The following is a 16,024-nucleotide window of genomic DNA, read 5'->3' as shown; positions in this document are numbered from 1 at the left end:
CTCACCTTTGATCTTTCAGGACCACGACATCGTCCCGCCGCACGCCGAGCGTGACCGTCGAGCCGACTTGAGCATGTCCGCTTTGCGGCATCTGGGCAACGGGCCGGAAATCGCCATTGCCGGCATGTTTCAGCAACGCCAGATGATGCGCGCCTGCAAAGGTCAGGTCAGCCACGATCGCGGCGCCGAGCGGCAGAATATCACTGCCCTTGCCATCCACCACGAAATGTTCCGGGCGGATCGACAGCACGACGGCCTCGCCCGCCTCGAACCGCTTGTCCCGGCCGGCAAGTCTGAGCGGCCCGCACGGGGTCTCGATGTCGATCACCCCGCCCCTTTTCTCCAGGACCCTGCCTTTCAGGAACGAACTCTGTCCCATGAAGCCCGCTGTAAACAGCGTCGCCGGCCGCAGATAGACCCGCTCCGGCGTGCCCATGTCCTCGATCCGGCCGTGGCTCATGACGACGACGGTATCGCCGATCGCCATCGCCTCTTCCTGATCGTGGGTGACATGAATGAAGGAAGTACCGACCTCCCGCTGGATGGCCTTGAGTTCGGCCTGCATCTGCCGGCGCAGCTTCAGGTCCAGCGCCCCCAGAGGTTCGTCGAGCAACAGCACGGAGGGTTCGACCGCAAGCGCGCGCGCCAGGGCAACACGCTGGCGCTGACCGCCGGAGAGTTCATGGGGCTTCTTGTCCTGCGCCCCGCCGAGCCCGACCAGTTCCAGCATCCGGTGAGCCCGGTCGCTACGCTCTTTTGAGCCGATACCGCGCATGCGCAGGCCGAAACCCACATTCGCCCCGATGGTCATATGCGGAAACAGGGCATAGTCCTGAAACACGGTCGTCGTCGGGCGTTTGGCCGGTGCGACGTCGGTCATGTCCTGTCCGTTGATCAGCACCTCGCCGGACTGCGGCACCAGAAAACCGCCGATCACGGAAAGCAGCGTCGTCTTGCCCGAACCGGAAGGGCCGAGGAACACGGTGTAGGCGCCGGTCGGAACCGTCAGCGACACGCCATCGAGCGCGGTGAAGCTGTCGTAGTGATGCGTGACGTTGCGCACGTCGACGGCAAGATCGGTCAAGAACGCCTCCCTTTCCGGAAAACGACCAGTTCGAGAACAATGACAAGGACGACGGAAATGCCGAAGACGACGCTGCCGACCGCATTGGTCTTCGGATTGAGGCCGGACCGCAGCAGGCTCCAGATTTCCACCGGCAGGGTGACGTCGAAGCGCGTCAGCAGGAACGAGATGATGAACTCGTCCCAGGAAAACGTCATCGACAGGAAGAAGCTGGCAAACAGCGCCGGCCACAGCATCGGCGCCGTCACCAGCGTGATCACCTGCCACTCTTTCGCCCCCAGGTCCCGAGCGGCGCGCTCGATATTCGCCTGGTGATCGCCCATCTGGCTGTAGATGATGGCGAAGCAGAGCGGCATGTTGATCACCACGTGGCCGATGCCGGCGGCAAGAAGCGACTTCGGGATACCGACCGCGTTGAAGGTGATCAGCAACCCCATGCCGATGATCAGATAGCTGACCGTCAGCGGCGCGGTGAGAAGCGCCCGCTGCAGCCCCTTCGCCGGCAGCCTGAACCGCGCCAGACCATAGGCCGACAGGAACCCGAGCAGGACGGCCATCAGCGAAGAGCCGATGGCGACCGCCATGGAGTTGACCAGCGCCTCCATCAGCCGGCGGTCGTTCCAAACCGCCTCGTACCAGCGCAGGCTCAAGCCCTTCAGCGGCGGGATCGGAAATCGCCCGTCCTGAAAGGAAAACAGCACCAGCACGACGACCGGCAGGAAGATGAAGCCGTAGATCGCCAGAGCGTAGAGAACGGAGGGCGCAAGACGCCAGACTTTACGTACCATGCTCAGGCCCTTTCCAGACGGATCCAGCGGGCGAAGCCGAGATAGGCGATGGTGACCACGATCATCAGCAGGATCGCCAGCGCCGAGGCGGTCGGGAAGTCGGCCCTCCGGCCGATCTGCAGCATGATCACCTGCGGCATCAGCAATTCGTTGTTGCCGCCAAGCACCTGGGGCGTAATGTAGTCGCCGATGCACAGGACGAAGGTCAGGAACGCGCCGACCATGATGCCCGGCAGGGTCAGCGGCAGCACCACATGCCAGAAGGTCCGGAGCGGCCCCGCGCCGAGATCGGCGGCCGCCTTGCGGTAATTCGGCGAAAGCTGCACCAGGTTGGCGTAGATCGTCAGCGTCAACAGCATAACGAAGAAATGGACGAAGCCGATTACGGTCGCCGTACGGCTGTTGGCGAGGTCGAGCGGCTCGTCGACGATCCCGATGCCGAGCAGCGCCTGGTTGATGATGCCGTTATTGGCGAGCACCAGAAGCCAGGAATAGGAGCGCACCACATAGGAGGTCCAGAACGGCAGGATGGCGAGCACCAGCGCCAGCCGCTGCCACCGGGCCGGCACCTTCTCGGCGATGATCCAGGCGAACGGATAGGCGAGGAAAATGGAGGTCACGGTCACGATGGCCGTCACCTCAAGTGAATTCACCATCGCCTGCAGGAAGTGCCCGCGCTCGAAGAACTTCAGATAATTGGCGAAGGTCCAGCTGGCGACGAGGTCGGTTCCGACCCGCTCCCACAGGCTGACCACCGCCATGACGATGAACGGAGCCACGAAAAAGGCGGCGGTCCACAGAAGAGCCGGCGCGACGAAGGCCCAGGGCCCCAGGTCGATCCGCTTGCGCTTCGTTGCCGCCGCCATGTCCGCGTCTCCGTTCAGATCTCGATCCGGTCAGGGATCAGTGTTGCAGGAATTCCGTCCAGGCGTCCTGCATTTCCGCATCCAGCTTGGCGTCGGGCGCCGGATAAAGCTGGGAGTTGGCGATATAGCTTTCCTGATCTGACCAGCGCAGCGCGGTCTTCTGCTGGTCGGTCAATTCGCTTTCGGCCTTGGAATTGGCCGGCATCGCCCAGTAGCAGGACGAGGTCGCCAGCTTTGCCTGGCCTTCCGGCGACAGGATGTACTTGACGAACTCGGTCGCCAGTTCCTTGCGCTTGCTGTCCTTGAAGACACCGATCGACTGGGACCAGCGCATGCCGCCCTGCTTCGGCAGGATCCAGTCCAGATCCGGGTTGTCGGCGCTGAGGCCCGCGGTCACCCACTCGCCGCCGCCGACCAGAATATCGACTTCGCCGGTCGCGAGCGCGGTCTGGCTGGCGACCACCTCGCCAACGAGCTTGGCGTTGTCCTTGATCTTGAACAGCGTGTCCTTGATTTCGGGGAGATCGGCGCCGGAAAGGTCCGCCGTCTTCTTGCCGAGGCCGACCGCGACCATACCCATGACCGGAAGATAGTAGTCGTAGACGGCGATCTTGCCCTTGTACTTGTCCGATGACCACAGGACGGTCATGTCCTCCATGTCCGCCGGATCGACCTTCGCCTTGTTGAAGGAGATCGTGTTGTAGCCGAACTTCTCCGAAACGGCGTAGGTCTTGCCGTCACGCACATGGTTCGCTTCCATGCGCAGGGCCGGGAAGATATCGTCCATGGGCAGGACGTCTGCCGGCAGCGGCGCCAGCAGATCGGCATCGATGGCGCGCGGCACGTCGACCCCGTCGATCACGAACACGTCCCAGTCGCCTGGCTGCGACTGTTCGACGATGGCAAGCGCAGCCCCCGTGCCTTCGTATTCCTTGAGGTTGACCTTGACGTCGAATTTCTTCTCGAACGGCTCGATCAGCGCCGGGTCGGTGTGATCGCACCAAACGAGCGCATTGAGTTCTTCCGTCGCCTGCGCCGACAGCGGCGCCAGCACCACTGAGGACAGAAGCGCGCCTAGAACGGCGTTCTTCAGTTTCGTTTTTCTGACCTGTTTTGTCATGACTGTTCCATCTCTGTCTGAAAGGTGATCTTTGTTTGTTATTGGCCCATAGGGACAGGTCCCTAGTCGTCCGCCGAGTAGCGGACGCCGGGCAGAATGCAGAGCATTTCGTAGAGAAGGTTCGCGCCGACCAGCGCGGTGTTCCCGGAGGGATCATAGGGCGGCGACACTTCCACCAGATCGCCACCGACCACGTTGAGACCCCGACAGCCGCGAATGATTTCCAGTGCCTGCCAGATTGTGAGACCGCCGATCTCGACCGTCCCCGTTCCGGGCGCGAAGGCCGGATCGAGACTGTCGATATCGTAGGAAAGATAGACCGGATGATCGCCGATCTTCTCCCGGACCTCGGTCATCAGCGGCACCAGCGACTTGTACCAGCAGTCTTCCGCCGGAACGACGGTGAAGCCCTGCTTGCGCGACCAGTTGAAATCCTCCGGCGAATAGCCGGTGCCGCGCAGGCCGATCTGGAACACCTTGTCGCCCTGGAGGCAACCGTCCTCGAGCGCGCGCCGGAACGGCGTGCCGTGGGCGATCTTCTCGCCGAACATGTCGTCGTTGATATCCGCGTGGGCATCGACGTGAATGAGCGCGACCGGCCCGTGCTTCTTCGCCATGGCGCGCAGGATCGGATAGGTCATCGTGTGATCGCCGCCGAGCGCCAGCGGCTTGCAGTCGTGCACCAGAATGTCGTCGAAGGCCTGCTCGATGATCTCGACCGACTTCTTCAGATCAAACGTGTTCAGCGCCACATCGCCAACGTCGGCGACCTGCAGGCTGTCGAAGGGCGCAGCCCCCGTGCCCATGTTGTAGGGCCGCAACATGCACGACTCCATGCGGATATGGCGCGGTCCCTGCCGGGTTCCGGAGCGGTTGGAGGTGCCGATATCGAGCGGCACCCCGATGAAACAGGCATCCAGGCCTTCCGCCGTTTCCCGCGCCGGCAACCGCATCATGGTAGACGGGCCCGCGAAACGCGGCATGTCGTTGCCGCCAAGCGGCTGATTGAATGTCATTCCACCCTCAATCTGACTGCAAATTAATCACGCCAATCGAATATGCAGCCTAGCCTGTGGCAAACATGGAAAAAATGAGCAATTATCAAACTCCAGTTTTGCAATTCTCAAAGTAATACCAATGCTCGTAAAGAATGACCCATTTGATGGAGTCAAATCGGTTCTCCGGCTAGGCGCGCCGCGTAGCGCGATGCGGGACATCGGACAAGCGGCGGAACGCTGCCGGAGATCCGATTTGGCCCACCGAAGGCCGCTTTTTCCAGCCCGCTGGCCGTGTCGCACTCCTTGGACGATGTCCCGCATCGCCCTGCGAAGCGCTCCTAACCAGCGGGCTGGAAAAGGCGGTCAAATGGATCATTCTTTGCGAGTATTGGTATAGCCATGAGATTCTCAGGCAGTGACCTTCGTCTTCTCCAGGTATTCGAGGCAGTCGCACGGCACGGTGCCTTCTCGGCCGCCGAAGCCGAACTCAACATCAGCGCCTCGACCATCTCCAATCACATGACCGCCCTGGAGGAACGGCTCGGCGTCAAGCTGTGCCAGCGCGGCCGCACCGGGTTCCGGCTAACGGAGAAAGGACAGATCGTGCTCGATTCCGCCCGGCGCCTGTTCAAGGCGATCGGCGATTTCGACGCGGAAATCGGCGCGCTGCGCGGGACCCTGACCGGCGAGTTGCGCATCGGCCTGGTCGACAGCATGGTGACCGACCCGAACTCCCGGATCTCCCAGGCGATCGCCGCCTTCGGCAAGCGGGAAGGCTCGGTGTCCCTGACCCTGATGCAGGACCGGCCGCAGGACTTGCAGCAGAAGGTCTATGACGGCGACTACCACTGCGGCATCGGCAGCTTCCCACACTTGGTCTCGGGCCTGGAGGCGATCCCGCTTTACGACGAACAGCACTATCTTTATGCCGCAAGCAATCATCCGCTGTTCGAAAGCGACGCCCCGATCACGACCGAGCAACTGCGCGCCCATCCCTTCATTCGCCGGGGCTATTGGCGCGCCGCGGACGAAAAACGGCTGTTGCTGGGACCGGTCGAGGCGACGGTGCACCAGATCGAACCGCAATTGATGCTGGTCCTCTCCGGACACTATCTCGGCTTCCTGCCGGAACATCTTGCGCAGCGGTGGGTAGAGGCCGGTGAACTCGTAGCCGTCCTGCCGGAGGATATCTCCTACACCTGCACCTTCAGCCTGGTCCTGCGCAAAGGCTACAGGCAGACGGAAACCCTGCGCACCTTCATCCGGGATTTCACCGGCGCCCACGATCTGGCGGCGTAGCAAACCATTGTGACGCGTTGCCGTTTTGGCATCGGGTATAGCGAATAACTCTTCTTTATTAGAGCGCCGACCCTGCCGATAGTATGAGAAACGACACTCCCGGCACGGACCGAATGGCCTATATCATTTCCGAACCCTGCATCGATGTGAAGGACGGCGCATGCACCCTCGCCTGCCCGGTCGACTGCATCTACGAGGGCGGCCGGATGTTCTATATCCACCCGGACGAATGCATCAATTGCGGCCTGTGCCTGTCGATCTGTCCGGTGGACGCCATCCATTACGATGAGGAGATGCCGGCCGCAATGAAGCCTTTCGAGGCGGCGAACCGGGAGTTCTTCGGGCCCGAGGTCACCGGCTGGGGAGACCCCGGCGGCTGGGACGAGGCCCACACCACCCGGTTGGACCACCCGCTGGTGGCGGCCTATCCGCTGCGCGAGAAACAACAGGCATAACAAAACCAGGGAGGAACACGATGCACGACCATGGACCGGGCGGCGTCATCGCCGCCATCGTGACGCCGGTGACAGAAGACGGCACACCCGATAGGGCACGGTTCCTGCGCCATGCCCGTTGGCTGCTTGCCAACGGTGCCGACGGGCTGAACGTGCTCGGCACCACCGGCGAGGCCACGTCCTTTTCCGCCGGTCAGCGCCGCGCCCTGATGACAGATATCGCGAAAGAACTCGACCCGTCCCGGCTGATGGTCGGCACCGGCTGTCCGGATCTGGCCACAACCACGGAGCTGACGCGCCACGCCCATGACCTGGGGTTCGGCGCCGCCCTCGTGCTGCCGCCCTATTACTACAAGGGCGTCGGCGACGACGGGCTCTACAGCTATTTCGCAAGCCTGGTCGAAGCGACGGCGGACCGGCCGATCCCGATCCTGCTCTATAACTTCCCCCAGATGACCGGCATCCGTTTTTCGCCCGTTCTGGCGGAACGCCTGTCCACGAACTTCTCAGGACGGATCGTCGGCGCCAAGGACAGCTCCGGCGACCTCGACTATGCCGCGGAACTGGCGAAGATTGAGGGCTTCGCCGTCTACCCCAGCGACGAGACCGCTTTGGCGCAGGCATCGGAAAAAGGCTTTGCCGGCTGCATCTCGGCGACCGTCAACCTGTCGGCCCCGCTTGCCGCCAGGCTCTGGCGCGATCCCTCGGACACCGCCTTGCGCCAGGCCGTCAGGTCGAGCCGGGCGGCGATTTCCGCAGCTCCGCTGATCCCGGCGGTCAAGCAGCTCGTCGCCAGGCTTCACGGCGACACCGCCTTTGCCCGCGTGCTGCCGCCGCTGGCACCGTTGTCGCAAGCGGAGATCGATCAGCTGACCGCCCTTCCGGCCGCCTCCTAGGATTAAGACAGCCTAGATTGATGCCTGAGGGTCCCAATCCCGGTAATAGCGGCGGATCAGATCCGCCAGTTGACGGGCGATACCGCGCTCGGTTTCGAGCCGCGGCAGTTGCGCGCGGGCCTGAGCGGCAAGCTCGGTCCGTGCCGCATCGAAATCGAAGGTCCGGACGGTGCCATCCCGGACCACAAGCCGCCCGGCGATGATGAGATCGATTACATGGGCGGCGGACATTCGGGCGAGCAGCACCCGTACCTCATCGAGATCGTCAAACAGCGCATCCCGCGTCAGGGCGCCATAATCGATCGTGACGATGTCTCCTTCGATCGACTGGTTGACGACGGCCGCGCCGCGTTCCGTTACCGCCTCGAACAGCTCGGCTTCGCTCAGCGCCGGCTCCAGCGTCCGGCCGCCATGCAGCAGCCAGGCAAGCCGCAACTCGCGCCAGATATCCTGATCGTCGTCGAAACCGGTGCCGTCGAGCCCGATGGCGAATTTCGTGCCGGCGCACTTGAGCGTCTCCAGCGGCGCGATGCCGGAGCGGAGCCGGAGATTGGCGGAAGGGTTCGTCACCACCGTCACACCGTATTCGGCGAGCAGCTCGCATTCCTCCGGGCGCAACTGCACGCCATGAGCGACCGCGAGACGTGGAGACAGAAAGCCGATCTCCGCCAGATGCCGCACGATCCCGCCCGGAAAGCGCCGGTCGAGCCATTGCCGCTGGCGCGGGCTTTCCAGGAGATGCATGTGAATGCGCCGCCCGGACGCGCATGACGCCTCTGCGACCGCTTCCAGCAGGGCATCGCTCGCCCATTGCGGGCCGATCGGTCCGTATTGAACGTCGACGCCATGACCGGCATGTTCCGTCGCAACCTGCTCCACCGCCTCGATCTGGGCCGAGACCGGCGCATAGCGTGGCAGCAGAACGGAAAGCTGCGCCCATTGCGCCTCTCCCGCCAGGCTGCGCAGCGCTTCCACATCGCCATAAATCCAGGGCGAGGCATCCAGAAGCGGGCAGGACAGTCCGAGCCGGATGCCGCTATCGCGGGCAGCCCGTGCCACGGCACCGGCTTCCTCGACCAGACTGTCGACGTTCAGGGAATTGTGGCAGTGCATGGTCGCGCTGCAGCCGGACTGCAACAGACGCCCAAAAGAGACCAGCGCTTCGAGGTAAGGATCGGTCGCGGGCCGGACCCGCAAGCCCGGTATCCAGGTTTCCAGCGCATCGTCGAGCAGGCCGAAATCGAGCGTGCGGATACCGTAGCCGTGGTCATGCGCATTAACGGGTGCCGGCATGGCAAGGACACCGGAACGGCCCTGTCCGGGACGGATAGAGACGGGGCCATCTTCGCTAACCTCGATCTCCACGTTCCGTTCCGCCGGACCGACGCCCGGCTGCGCCAGGTACCGCTCGGCGGACAGCACCACGCTCATCGCGCCAGCACCTCCTGGATCTCGTCCGCGAACGTCTTCAGTTCGCCGGCGAGAAACTCCGCCACGGCCTGGGTCGCCCCGGTCAGGGGCCGGCGTTTGGCGACGACCACGCCGACCTCCAGGTCCTGCAGCCGCGATCCGGCAATCGGCACGGCGACCACGTCACCGGACTTCAGTTCCTCGATAAGCCCGAAGGGGGTGAAGAAGGCGACACCGGTTCCATTCAGGATCAGAGGTTTCAGCATCATCTGGTTGTTGGTGGCAACCAGCGTCCGTCCCGCCCGGTCGAGCGCCGACAGTTCGATGGCGATCATCGAACTCATCACCTCGTTGTCGAGCTGCAGAAGCAGGTTGAACTGGGCGCATTCCTGAAGCGTGACGGCTTTCATTCGGGCAAGCGGATGGCTTTTCCCCACCATGGCCATCAGCGGCATGCGCACACCGGCGACACGCCGGATGTCCTCCGGTCGCGCAAGGTCGAAGGTCAGGCCGACATCGACCTCGCCGTCGGCGACGAAGCCGAAGATCTGGCTGTAATTGTCGCTGCGGATATAGAAATCCACCGCCGGGTGCTGGCGGTTGAAGGCCATGACCCGATCGGGCAGGAACTGGATCGCCAGGCTGTCGAGACAGGCGATGCGGACGCGGCCGGTCTTCTTGCCTTCAAGGTCGCCCAGCTCGCCCTTCATGATGTCGAAGTCGTGCAGCGTGTTGCGTGCGTGCGAAAGCACGATCTCGCCGGCGCGGGTCAGCCGCAGTCCGTTGGGAAGGCGCTCGAACAGCGACGTGCCGAGCTCTTCTTCCAGCTTCAGGATCTGGCGGCTGATCGCCGAGGACGCGACATGCAGCTCTTCGGACGCCTGCCGAATCGACCCGGCGCGGGCGACACAGACGAAATAGCGTAAAACCGATGCATGCATTCCGCGTCCTTCCGGCACTACACCTGGCAGTCTTATCTTCCCTGCCAAACCGGCGCACGCTTTTCAACGAAGGCACGCACGCCTTCCTCAGCATCTTCGCTTTTCAGCGCCTGCACAACAGCGGGAAGCCGCAGGGCCTGAGCCTCGGCCGGAGAAAGATGGGCCGTCCGGTTGACCACCTGCTTGATGGCCTTGAGCGACAACGGCGCCAGCGACACGATATCGGCAACCCAGCGATCCACCGCCGCGTCCAGGTCCGTATCGGGGGCGACTTCGTTGACGATACCGTAGGCGGCCATGTCGGCGGCCGTAAACCGCCGGCCGCTCAGCATCACGCCCATGGCGAGATTATGGGCGATCTTCCGCTGCAGGAGCACCATGCCGCCGTCGAGCGGCATGCGCCCGACACGGGCCTCAGGCAGGCCGAATTTGGCACTTTCGGCCGCGATGACGATGTCGCAGCCAAGCACCATCTCGAACCCGCCGCCGAGCGCATAACCGTTGACGCGCGCGACCAGCGGAATATCGAGGCTGCGGCGGAAACTGATCCCGCCGAAGCCGTTCGGCCGCGCGGCCGCCCAGTATTCCAGGCCTGAAAGCGACGTGTCCTTCATGTCGGCACCGACGGAAAAGGCCCGATCGCCCGCCCCGGTCAGGACGGCGCAACTGACGTCGGTTCTCGACTCCAGATCGCTCCAGACCTTTTCCAGCTCGCGCTCCGCCTCCTGGTCGATGGCGTTCATGCGGTCCGGACGGTCGATGGTAATCCGCGCGACCCGTTCGCCGACTTCGTAGTGAATGGTCACGCCACGTCCGCCTTTCGCTCTTCCAGGGCCCCGAGGATTTCCCCGTTGTGCTCGCCGAGCGTCGGCGGTGCCTGGCGGATGGCGAGCGGCGCGGCGGACATGTCGATCGGGCTCGCCACGAGACGGACCGGACCGGCTGCGGTTTCGCCCGCATCGATCACCATCCGGTTGACCCTGGTCTGCTCGTCGTCGAGCGCTTCGCCCATGGTGCGAACCGGCGCGCACAGAATGTCGACCTCCTCCAGCCGCTTCAGCCAGTGCTCGCGGCTCTTCTCGGCGAATTTCTCCCTGAACAGCGCCTGCAACTCCGCCCGGTGCGCGGCCTGGCTGTCGAAGTCCTTGAACCGTTCCTCCTTGGACAGGTCGTCGATCTCGAGCGCCTGGCAGATATCGCGCAGCGGATTTTCCTTGAACGCTCCGACCATCACGAAGGGACGGTCCGTCGTCTCGAACACGCCGGTCAGCGGGAAGGCGGCCCAGTTGAGGTCCTTGTCCCGCATCATGTGGGCGGCGGCTTCCTGCATCTGCATCGCCAGCATGGAATTATAAAGGCTGACGGCAACCGTCTGGCCCTCCCCGGTCTTCTGGCGCTGGAACAGAGCGAGCAGAATGCCCTGAACCAGGTGCATGCCGGCGGTGTAGTCGCACAGGGACGTCGGATAGATGGTGATCGGCTGGCCGCGGTCCACGCGCCGGTCCATCACGCCGGTCATGGCCTGGGCGAGAATGTCCTGGCCGCCCTTGTGCCGGTTCGGGCCTTCCAGGCCGAAGCCGGTGCCAAGCGCAAAGATAATCCCCTTGTTGCGCTTCTTCAGCTCTTCATATCCGAAGCCCATGCGCTCCATGACGCCGGGCCGGAAATTGCTGACGACGACGTCCGCGCCGTCGATCAGCTCCAGTACCTGTTGGCGCGCTTCGTCGCTCTTCAGGTTGAGCGCCACGCTCTTCTTGTTGCGGTTGAGCGATGCGAACACAGGATTGTTCAGGCCGTCCGGATCCGATCCGAGCGACCAGCGCGACAGGTCGCCGATCTTTTCCTTCTCGATCTTGATCACCTCGGCGCCGTAGTCGGCGAGCACCTGGGTGCAGCTCGGGCCGAGCATCACCTGGGTAAAATCGATCACGCGGATTCCGTCGAGCGGGAGCGGCGTCATTCTGCGGCCTCCAAAAAGCTTGCATTGGCGGACGGTTTGTCGCCCGGATCGGCGCCGAGGGCGCGCATCTGTTTCTGAATTGCGGTGATATCGACGTCGCGCACCACGGTGCCGGCGTTAAGCGCCACGGTCGCGGCGACGCCCACGGCCTGGCCCTGCGCCATGCAGGGCGGGATTTCACGGCTCTTCTTCTGCGCCTGCGGCGTTGCCGAATAATGCCGGCCGGCGACCAGCAACTGATCGATGTCCTTCGGCAGCAGCGCCCGGTACGGCGTGTAATAGTCGCGGCCCCGGCAGACGGTGTCGTCGAAATAGCGCCGCTGCATGACGTCGTCCTTGGTCACGACGTATTCGCCTTCCAGCAGCCTGGTCGTGCGCACGCCCGTCTGGGGCGCGAAGTCGACGATGTGGGTCTTCTCGAAGCCCGGCATGTTCTCGCGCGCAAAGGCAAGCAGCCGGTCGATCCGCGCCCTGCCCTCGAACTCGGCCGCGGTCAGGTCGGCGACCTTCAGCCCGCTGTATTGCGGCATGTGCGGGCAGTTCAGCCAGACGACACCCGGCAGCGGCGTTTTCAGCCACCAGTAGGCCCAGCAGCCACCGATGATCCGCTTGGCTTCATGGTCGAGCTTCTGGAACCGTTCCGGTTCGTCGAACTGAAAGGCTTCCGCGCGGTCCGTATCCACGTTGCCCCAGCGGGAAACCGTGGTCAGGATGAACGAGGACTCCTGGAACCTGGCGCCGGCGCTCGCCGCCACGTCCAGGTCTCCGGTCGCGTCGATCACCACGTCCCCGAGGATCGCCTGACGGCCTTCCTTGGTATCGCAGATGACGCCCTTGATCTGGCCGTCCTCAACGATGGCGGAGGAAAACCAGCTGTGCAGGCGCAGTTTGACCTTCGCCTCGTCAATCAGATCATAGGTGGCGCGCTTGAAGCCGTCCGGATCGAAAGACGCCGAAAAGCAGATCGGATGCGGCATCTTCTGGGTATGAAAATCGAACAGGCCCCAGCGTGCGTACTTGCGCCACATCTCCGGCGTGTCGCGCATGTCCGGCATGCGTTCGCGATCTTCCGGCGTGACGCAGAGGCCCTTCATCTTCATCCGCTCGATCATTTCCAGGCAGATGCCGGTCACCGTGATTTCGGTGTCGTTGTGCATGTCGTCGAGGACAAGCACCATCCCGCCCGAGGCGAGACCGCCGAGATAGGGATAACGTTCCAGAAGCGTGACGCTGGCGCCGCAGCGCGCCGCCGTTACCGCCGCCGAAATCCCGGCCGGACCGCCGCCGACAACGACGACGTCTGACCTGTCGGCAACGGGCACCTCCCGTGTTGCTTCCTTGATGGTGGGAGCATTCATTGTTTTTCTCCAGATATTTGGGTCGCTGATCTCAGTGGACGGCCGGTGTCTTCCAGCGGATCAGCCGGGCCTCGGCGAAGCTGACGAGCGAGAAGAGCAGCACGGCCAGAAGAGCCGCGAGAAAGACCGTTGCGTAGAGAAGCGGCGAGCGGAAATTGTAGGTGGCCTCGATGATCAGGGCTCCCAGGCCGAAGTTGGACCCGATCCATTCCGCCACGATCGCGCCGATCACGCAGGTGGTGCTGGCAATCTTCAGCGCGGCGAACAGGAACGGCAGCGAGCTCTGGATCCGCACCTTCCAGAACGTCTCCCATTCGGAGGCGGACAGGACGCGCATCAGTTCCAGGGTTGCGGGCGAAACGGCCTTCAGGCCGCGCACCATGTTGACCAGCGTCGGGAAGAAGCAGATCAGCCCGGCGATGATGATCTTCGGAGCCAGTCCGTTGCCGAAGATCAGCACGAGGATCGGCGCCACCGCGATGATCGGAATGGTGTTGATGAACACCGCGATCGGGTAGAAGGCGTTTTCCGCGGTCCGGCTGTGAACGAACAGGACGGCGAGCAGGATCGCGACCAGATTGCCGGCGGCGAACCCTAAAAGCGCCTCCATGAAGGTCGGCCAGAAATTGCTCCAAAGCGTTCCGGCGTTTTCCTGGAAGGCCCTGATCACATCCATCGGACCGGGCGCGATATAGGTCGGAACCTCGAAGCCCCAGACGATTCCCTGCCACAGGACGACAAGCCCGATGACCGCGGCGATCGCCGGCCCTTTCCGGTTCAAGAGGTCGAAGATCCTGAACGCGCGCGGAGCGGACGATGTCTGCACCTGTGCATAGCTAGCCTCGGCCATGTCAGCATTCCTCCAGTTGCTGGCGCAGATGCGCGGTGATCTGGACGAATTCCAGCGTGTCGCGCACGGTCAGCCTGCGCGGATGCGGGAGGTCCACTTCCATGAATTCCTTCACCCGTCCCGGATGTGCGGCAAGCATCAGAACGTTCTGGCCGAGGAAGGCGGCTTCGGGGATGGAGTGGGTCACGAACAGGATGGTGGTTCCCGTTTCCTGCCAGATCCTGAGAAGCTCTTCGTTGAGCTTGTCGCGGGTGATCTCGTCGAGCGCACCGAAGGGTTCGTCCATCAGCAGGATCTTCGGCTTGGTCACCAGGGCGCGCGCGATCGCGACCCGCTGACGCATGCCGCCGGACAATTCGTCCGGCAACGCCTTTTCGCGCCCCTTCAGCCCGACCAGTTCCAGGAGGCCTTCCGCATCTCCATGCGTATCGCCGCCGCCCACCTCAAGCGGCAGGCGCACGTTGTCGATTGCGCTGCGCCAGGGCAGCAACGTCGCATCCTGGAAGACGAAGGAAAAATTCCGGTCCCGGCGGGCATCATGCGGCGTCTTGCCGTGCACCGCGATCGAGCCCCTTGCGGTGGGCACGAGATCGGCGATGGCGCGCAGCAACGTCGACTTGCCGCAGCCCGACGGTCCCAGGATGGTGACGAAGGAGCCATCGGCGATTTCCAGCGAAACGTCGGACAGCGCCTGAAAGCGGTTCTCCCCCTCGCCGAAACAGACATCGATGCCGGACACCCTGATGGCCATGGCAGGCGCGTCGTCCGCGCCTGCCGCCGGGCCGGTTTCCTTAAGGGCCAGAGCCATATCAGCCGACCTTGGCGCGGGTTTCGGCGGTCATGTCCAGGATCTTCGTGGTCATGACATCGTCGACGGTCGGCACCTCGCCCTTGAACTGATCGAGATCGGCGTAGGTCTTCACCTGCTTTTCCCAGTTCGCCCGGTTCATCGCGCCCCAGCCGTCCTTGGCGGTCACATCGTTGAAGCTGAAACCAAGGACGGTTTTGACCGCCTCGAGTTCGCTGGCCCGGTCCAGGTTCGGATAGGCCTCGACCAGCATGTCGACGGCGGCTTCGGGGTTTTCCTTGACGAAGCCCCAGCCGCGTGCGGACCCGCGCAGGTAGCTTGCCAGCACGTCCGGATTGTCCGAAATCTCCGTGTCGGTGGAGTAATAGACGTTGGCATAGAGCTGGATGCCGGTATCCCACAGCATCAGGTCGACCCGGTCTTCGCCGAGAACCTTCAGCGCATTGGTGTTGGTCAGCCAGCCGGTGACCGCCTGGGCCTGTCCGGTCAGGAGCTGGTTCATGTCGGAGCCCATGTTGACGATCTCGACCTGGTCTTCCGCGATGCCGTTCGCGGCAATCAGCGCCCTGAGCAGAATGAAGGCCGTGGGCTGGGTCGCGATGGTCTTGCCGATCATGTCCTTCGCAGAGCGGATCGGATCGCTTTCCAGGGAAAAGTATGTGAACGGATGCTTCTGGTAGCCGGCGGCAATCGCCTTGACCGGAATACCGGCGGAGCGCGCGAGCATCACCGAGGGGCTGGAGGAGATCTGTCCGAGCGTTGCCCGGCCGGCTGCGACGCTTCCGACGCCATCCACATTGGGACCGCCCGGAACGATCTCCAGCTCGACCCCTTCTTCCTTGTAGAAGCCTTTCGCATTGGCGGCGACCTCGCCAAGGATACCGTTCGATGCCAGCCAGCCCAGCTGCATGGTAACCTTGGGCATGGAGGCGGCGATGGAGCGGCTGACGCCGATCAGGGAGGACGTGCCCGCGCTCAGCGCGGCGGCGGCGGAATATTTCAGGAAGGTACGTTTGCTGACGGAAGCGTCTGACATGTCGGGTTCTCCTTGTTGTTGTGCTCAAGGCCCCCCTCGGACCTCGCGGAACGGCGACAAACCGAGCTTTCCGCAATGACCCGTTCGAATAAAGAAGAAAATTTCGCTGGTGTTGATGCCGATATTAGAACGGGTCGTTTAAGCGCGTCAGACTG

16 protein-coding genes are annotated in these 16,024 nt (G+C 63.3%); 3 read left to right on the top strand and 13 right to left on the bottom strand.

The window, feature by feature from the left end; all coding sequences use genetic code 11:
* Window position 1: 1 nt before the first annotated feature.
* The 5 genes from ACN0SO_RS09480 to speB all read right to left on the bottom strand — a co-directional run bounded on the left by ACN0SO_RS09480 (window position 2) and on the right by speB (window position 4,874).
* The gene (locus ACN0SO_RS09480) at window positions 2–1,084 is read right to left on the bottom strand and encodes an ABC transporter ATP-binding protein (protein WP_417676925.1); all 1,083 of its coding nucleotides are present in this window, start codon (window positions 1,082–1,084) and stop codon (window positions 2–4) included.
* On the bottom strand, window positions 1,081–1,872 hold the full coding sequence (locus ACN0SO_RS09475) for an ABC transporter permease (protein WP_417676923.1): 792 nt from the start codon (window positions 1,870–1,872) through the stop codon (window positions 1,081–1,083). Before ACN0SO_RS09475 ends, ACN0SO_RS09480 begins: the two co-directional genes overlap by 4 nt.
* Window positions 1,873–1,874: 2 nt before the next feature.
* A complete protein-coding gene (locus ACN0SO_RS09470) occupies window positions 1,875–2,738 on the bottom strand; it encodes an ABC transporter permease (RefSeq protein WP_417676921.1) in 864 nt (287 codons plus the stop codon).
* Window positions 2,739–2,775: 37 nt separating this feature from the next.
* Window positions 2,776–3,858 (bottom strand): ABC transporter substrate-binding protein, encoded by a 1,083-nt coding sequence (locus tag ACN0SO_RS09465; RefSeq protein WP_417676918.1) that lies wholly within the window; start codon window positions 3,856–3,858, stop codon window positions 2,776–2,778.
* A 62-nt stretch (window positions 3,859–3,920) separates the two neighbouring features.
* Window positions 3,921–4,874, bottom strand: a complete 954-nt coding sequence (gene speB / locus ACN0SO_RS09460; RefSeq protein ID WP_417676916.1) for an agmatinase — start codon at window positions 4,872–4,874, stop codon at window positions 3,921–3,923.
* Between the two features lie 381 nt (window positions 4,875–5,255).
* On the opposite strand from speB, the gene ACN0SO_RS09455 reads away from it, so the two are divergent.
* The 3 genes from ACN0SO_RS09455 to ACN0SO_RS09445 all read left to right on the top strand — a co-directional run bounded on the left by ACN0SO_RS09455 (window position 5,256) and on the right by ACN0SO_RS09445 (window position 7,506).
* Entirely contained in the window at window positions 5,256–6,155 is a 900-nt protein-coding gene (locus ACN0SO_RS09455) for a LysR family transcriptional regulator (RefSeq protein ID WP_417676914.1), read from the top strand.
* Between the two features lie 113 nt (window positions 6,156–6,268).
* A complete protein-coding gene (gene fdxA / locus ACN0SO_RS09450) occupies window positions 6,269–6,610 on the top strand; it encodes a ferredoxin (protein ID WP_417676912.1) in 342 nt (113 codons plus the stop codon).
* A 20-nt stretch (window positions 6,611–6,630) separates the two neighbouring features.
* A complete protein-coding gene (locus ACN0SO_RS09445; protein WP_417676910.1) occupies window positions 6,631–7,506 on the top strand; it encodes a dihydrodipicolinate synthase family protein in 876 nt (291 codons plus the stop codon).
* A 12-nt stretch (window positions 7,507–7,518) separates the two neighbouring features.
* Here ACN0SO_RS09445 and ACN0SO_RS09440 read toward each other — a convergent pair whose 3' ends face one another.
* From ACN0SO_RS09440 to ACN0SO_RS09405, 8 genes are read right to left on the bottom strand one after another with little or no spacing between them, the layout of a single operon-like run.
* On the bottom strand, window positions 7,519–8,937 hold the full coding sequence (locus ACN0SO_RS09440; RefSeq protein ID WP_417676908.1) for an amidohydrolase family protein: 1,419 nt from the start codon (window positions 8,935–8,937) through the stop codon (window positions 7,519–7,521).
* Window positions 8,934–9,857: a LysR family transcriptional regulator gene (locus ACN0SO_RS09435; RefSeq protein WP_417676906.1), complete on the bottom strand. Its 924-nt coding sequence runs from the start codon at window positions 9,855–9,857 to the stop codon at window positions 8,934–8,936. Before ACN0SO_RS09435 ends, ACN0SO_RS09440 begins: the two co-directional genes overlap by 4 nt.
* 32 nt (window positions 9,858–9,889) lie before the next feature.
* On the bottom strand, window positions 9,890–10,663 hold the full coding sequence (locus tag ACN0SO_RS09430; protein ID WP_417676904.1) for an enoyl-CoA hydratase-related protein: 774 nt from the start codon (window positions 10,661–10,663) through the stop codon (window positions 9,890–9,892).
* Window positions 10,660–11,817 carry a CaiB/BaiF CoA transferase family protein gene (locus tag ACN0SO_RS09425; protein ID WP_417676902.1) on the bottom strand — a complete coding sequence of 386 codons (1,158 nt, stop codon included), beginning with the start codon at window positions 11,815–11,817 and terminating at the stop codon, window positions 10,660–10,662. Before ACN0SO_RS09425 ends, ACN0SO_RS09430 begins: the two co-directional genes overlap by 4 nt.
* On the bottom strand, window positions 11,814–13,175 hold the full coding sequence (locus ACN0SO_RS09420; protein ID WP_417676900.1) for an FAD-dependent oxidoreductase: 1,362 nt from the start codon (window positions 13,173–13,175) through the stop codon (window positions 11,814–11,816). The genes ACN0SO_RS09425 and ACN0SO_RS09420 overlap by 4 nt, the downstream gene beginning before the upstream one ends.
* 31 nt (window positions 13,176–13,206) lie before the next feature.
* Window positions 13,207–14,025: an ABC transporter permease gene (locus ACN0SO_RS09415; RefSeq protein WP_417676898.1), complete on the bottom strand. Its 819-nt coding sequence runs from the start codon at window positions 14,023–14,025 to the stop codon at window positions 13,207–13,209.
* Between the two features lies 1 nt (window position 14,026).
* A complete protein-coding gene (locus tag ACN0SO_RS09410) occupies window positions 14,027–14,833 on the bottom strand; it encodes an ABC transporter ATP-binding protein (protein ID WP_417676896.1) in 807 nt (268 codons plus the stop codon).
* Between the two features lies 1 nt (window position 14,834).
* A complete protein-coding gene (locus ACN0SO_RS09405) occupies window positions 14,835–15,869 on the bottom strand; it encodes an ABC transporter substrate-binding protein (protein ID WP_417676894.1) in 1,035 nt (344 codons plus the stop codon).
* Between the last annotated feature and the right edge of the window lie 155 nt (window positions 15,870–16,024).

The sequence above is a fragment of the Roseibium sp. genome, from assembly GCF_048260565.1.
Taxonomy (GTDB): domain Bacteria; phylum Pseudomonadota; class Alphaproteobacteria; order Rhizobiales; family Stappiaceae; genus Roseibium.
The sequence above is the reverse complement of the archived record's forward strand: the minus strand, read 5'-3'. Positions and strand labels throughout refer to the sequence as shown.

Coding starts and splice junctions, on each gene's coding strand:
- ACN0SO_RS09445 (WP_417676910.1), top strand. CDS start 6,631: ATGCACGACCATGGACCGGGCGGCGTCATCGCCGCCATCGTGACGCCG.
- ACN0SO_RS09455 (WP_417676914.1), top strand. CDS start 5,256: ATGAGATTCTCAGGCAGTGACCTTCGTCTTCTCCAGGTATTCGAGGCA.
- ACN0SO_RS09470 (WP_417676921.1), bottom strand. CDS start 2,738: ATGGCGGCGGCAACGAAGCGCAAGCGGATCGACCTGGGGCCCTGGGCC.
- ACN0SO_RS09410 (WP_417676896.1), bottom strand. CDS start 14,833: ATGGCTCTGGCCCTTAAGGAAACCGGCCCGGCGGCAGGCGCGGACGAC.
- ACN0SO_RS09465 (WP_417676918.1), bottom strand. CDS start 3,858: ATGACAAAACAGGTCAGAAAAACGAAACTGAAGAACGCCGTTCTAGGC.
- ACN0SO_RS09415 (WP_417676898.1), bottom strand. CDS start 14,025: ATGGCCGAGGCTAGCTATGCACAGGTGCAGACATCGTCCGCTCCGCGC.
- ACN0SO_RS09405 (WP_417676894.1), bottom strand. CDS start 15,869: ATGTCAGACGCTTCCGTCAGCAAACGTACCTTCCTGAAATATTCCGCC.
- ACN0SO_RS09475 (WP_417676923.1), bottom strand. CDS start 1,872: ATGGTACGTAAAGTCTGGCGTCTTGCGCCCTCCGTTCTCTACGCTCTG.
- ACN0SO_RS09435 (WP_417676906.1), bottom strand. CDS start 9,857: ATGCATGCATCGGTTTTACGCTATTTCGTCTGTGTCGCCCGCGCCGGG.
- ACN0SO_RS09425 (WP_417676902.1), bottom strand. CDS start 11,817: ATGACGCCGCTCCCGCTCGACGGAATCCGCGTGATCGATTTTACCCAG.
- speB (WP_417676916.1), bottom strand. CDS start 4,874: ATGACATTCAATCAGCCGCTTGGCGGCAACGACATGCCGCGTTTCGCG.
- ACN0SO_RS09440 (WP_417676908.1), bottom strand. CDS start 8,937: ATGAGCGTGGTGCTGTCCGCCGAGCGGTACCTGGCGCAGCCGGGCGTC.
- ACN0SO_RS09420 (WP_417676900.1), bottom strand. CDS start 13,175: ATGAATGCTCCCACCATCAAGGAAGCAACACGGGAGGTGCCCGTTGCC.
- fdxA (WP_417676912.1), top strand. CDS start 6,269: ATGGCCTATATCATTTCCGAACCCTGCATCGATGTGAAGGACGGCGCA.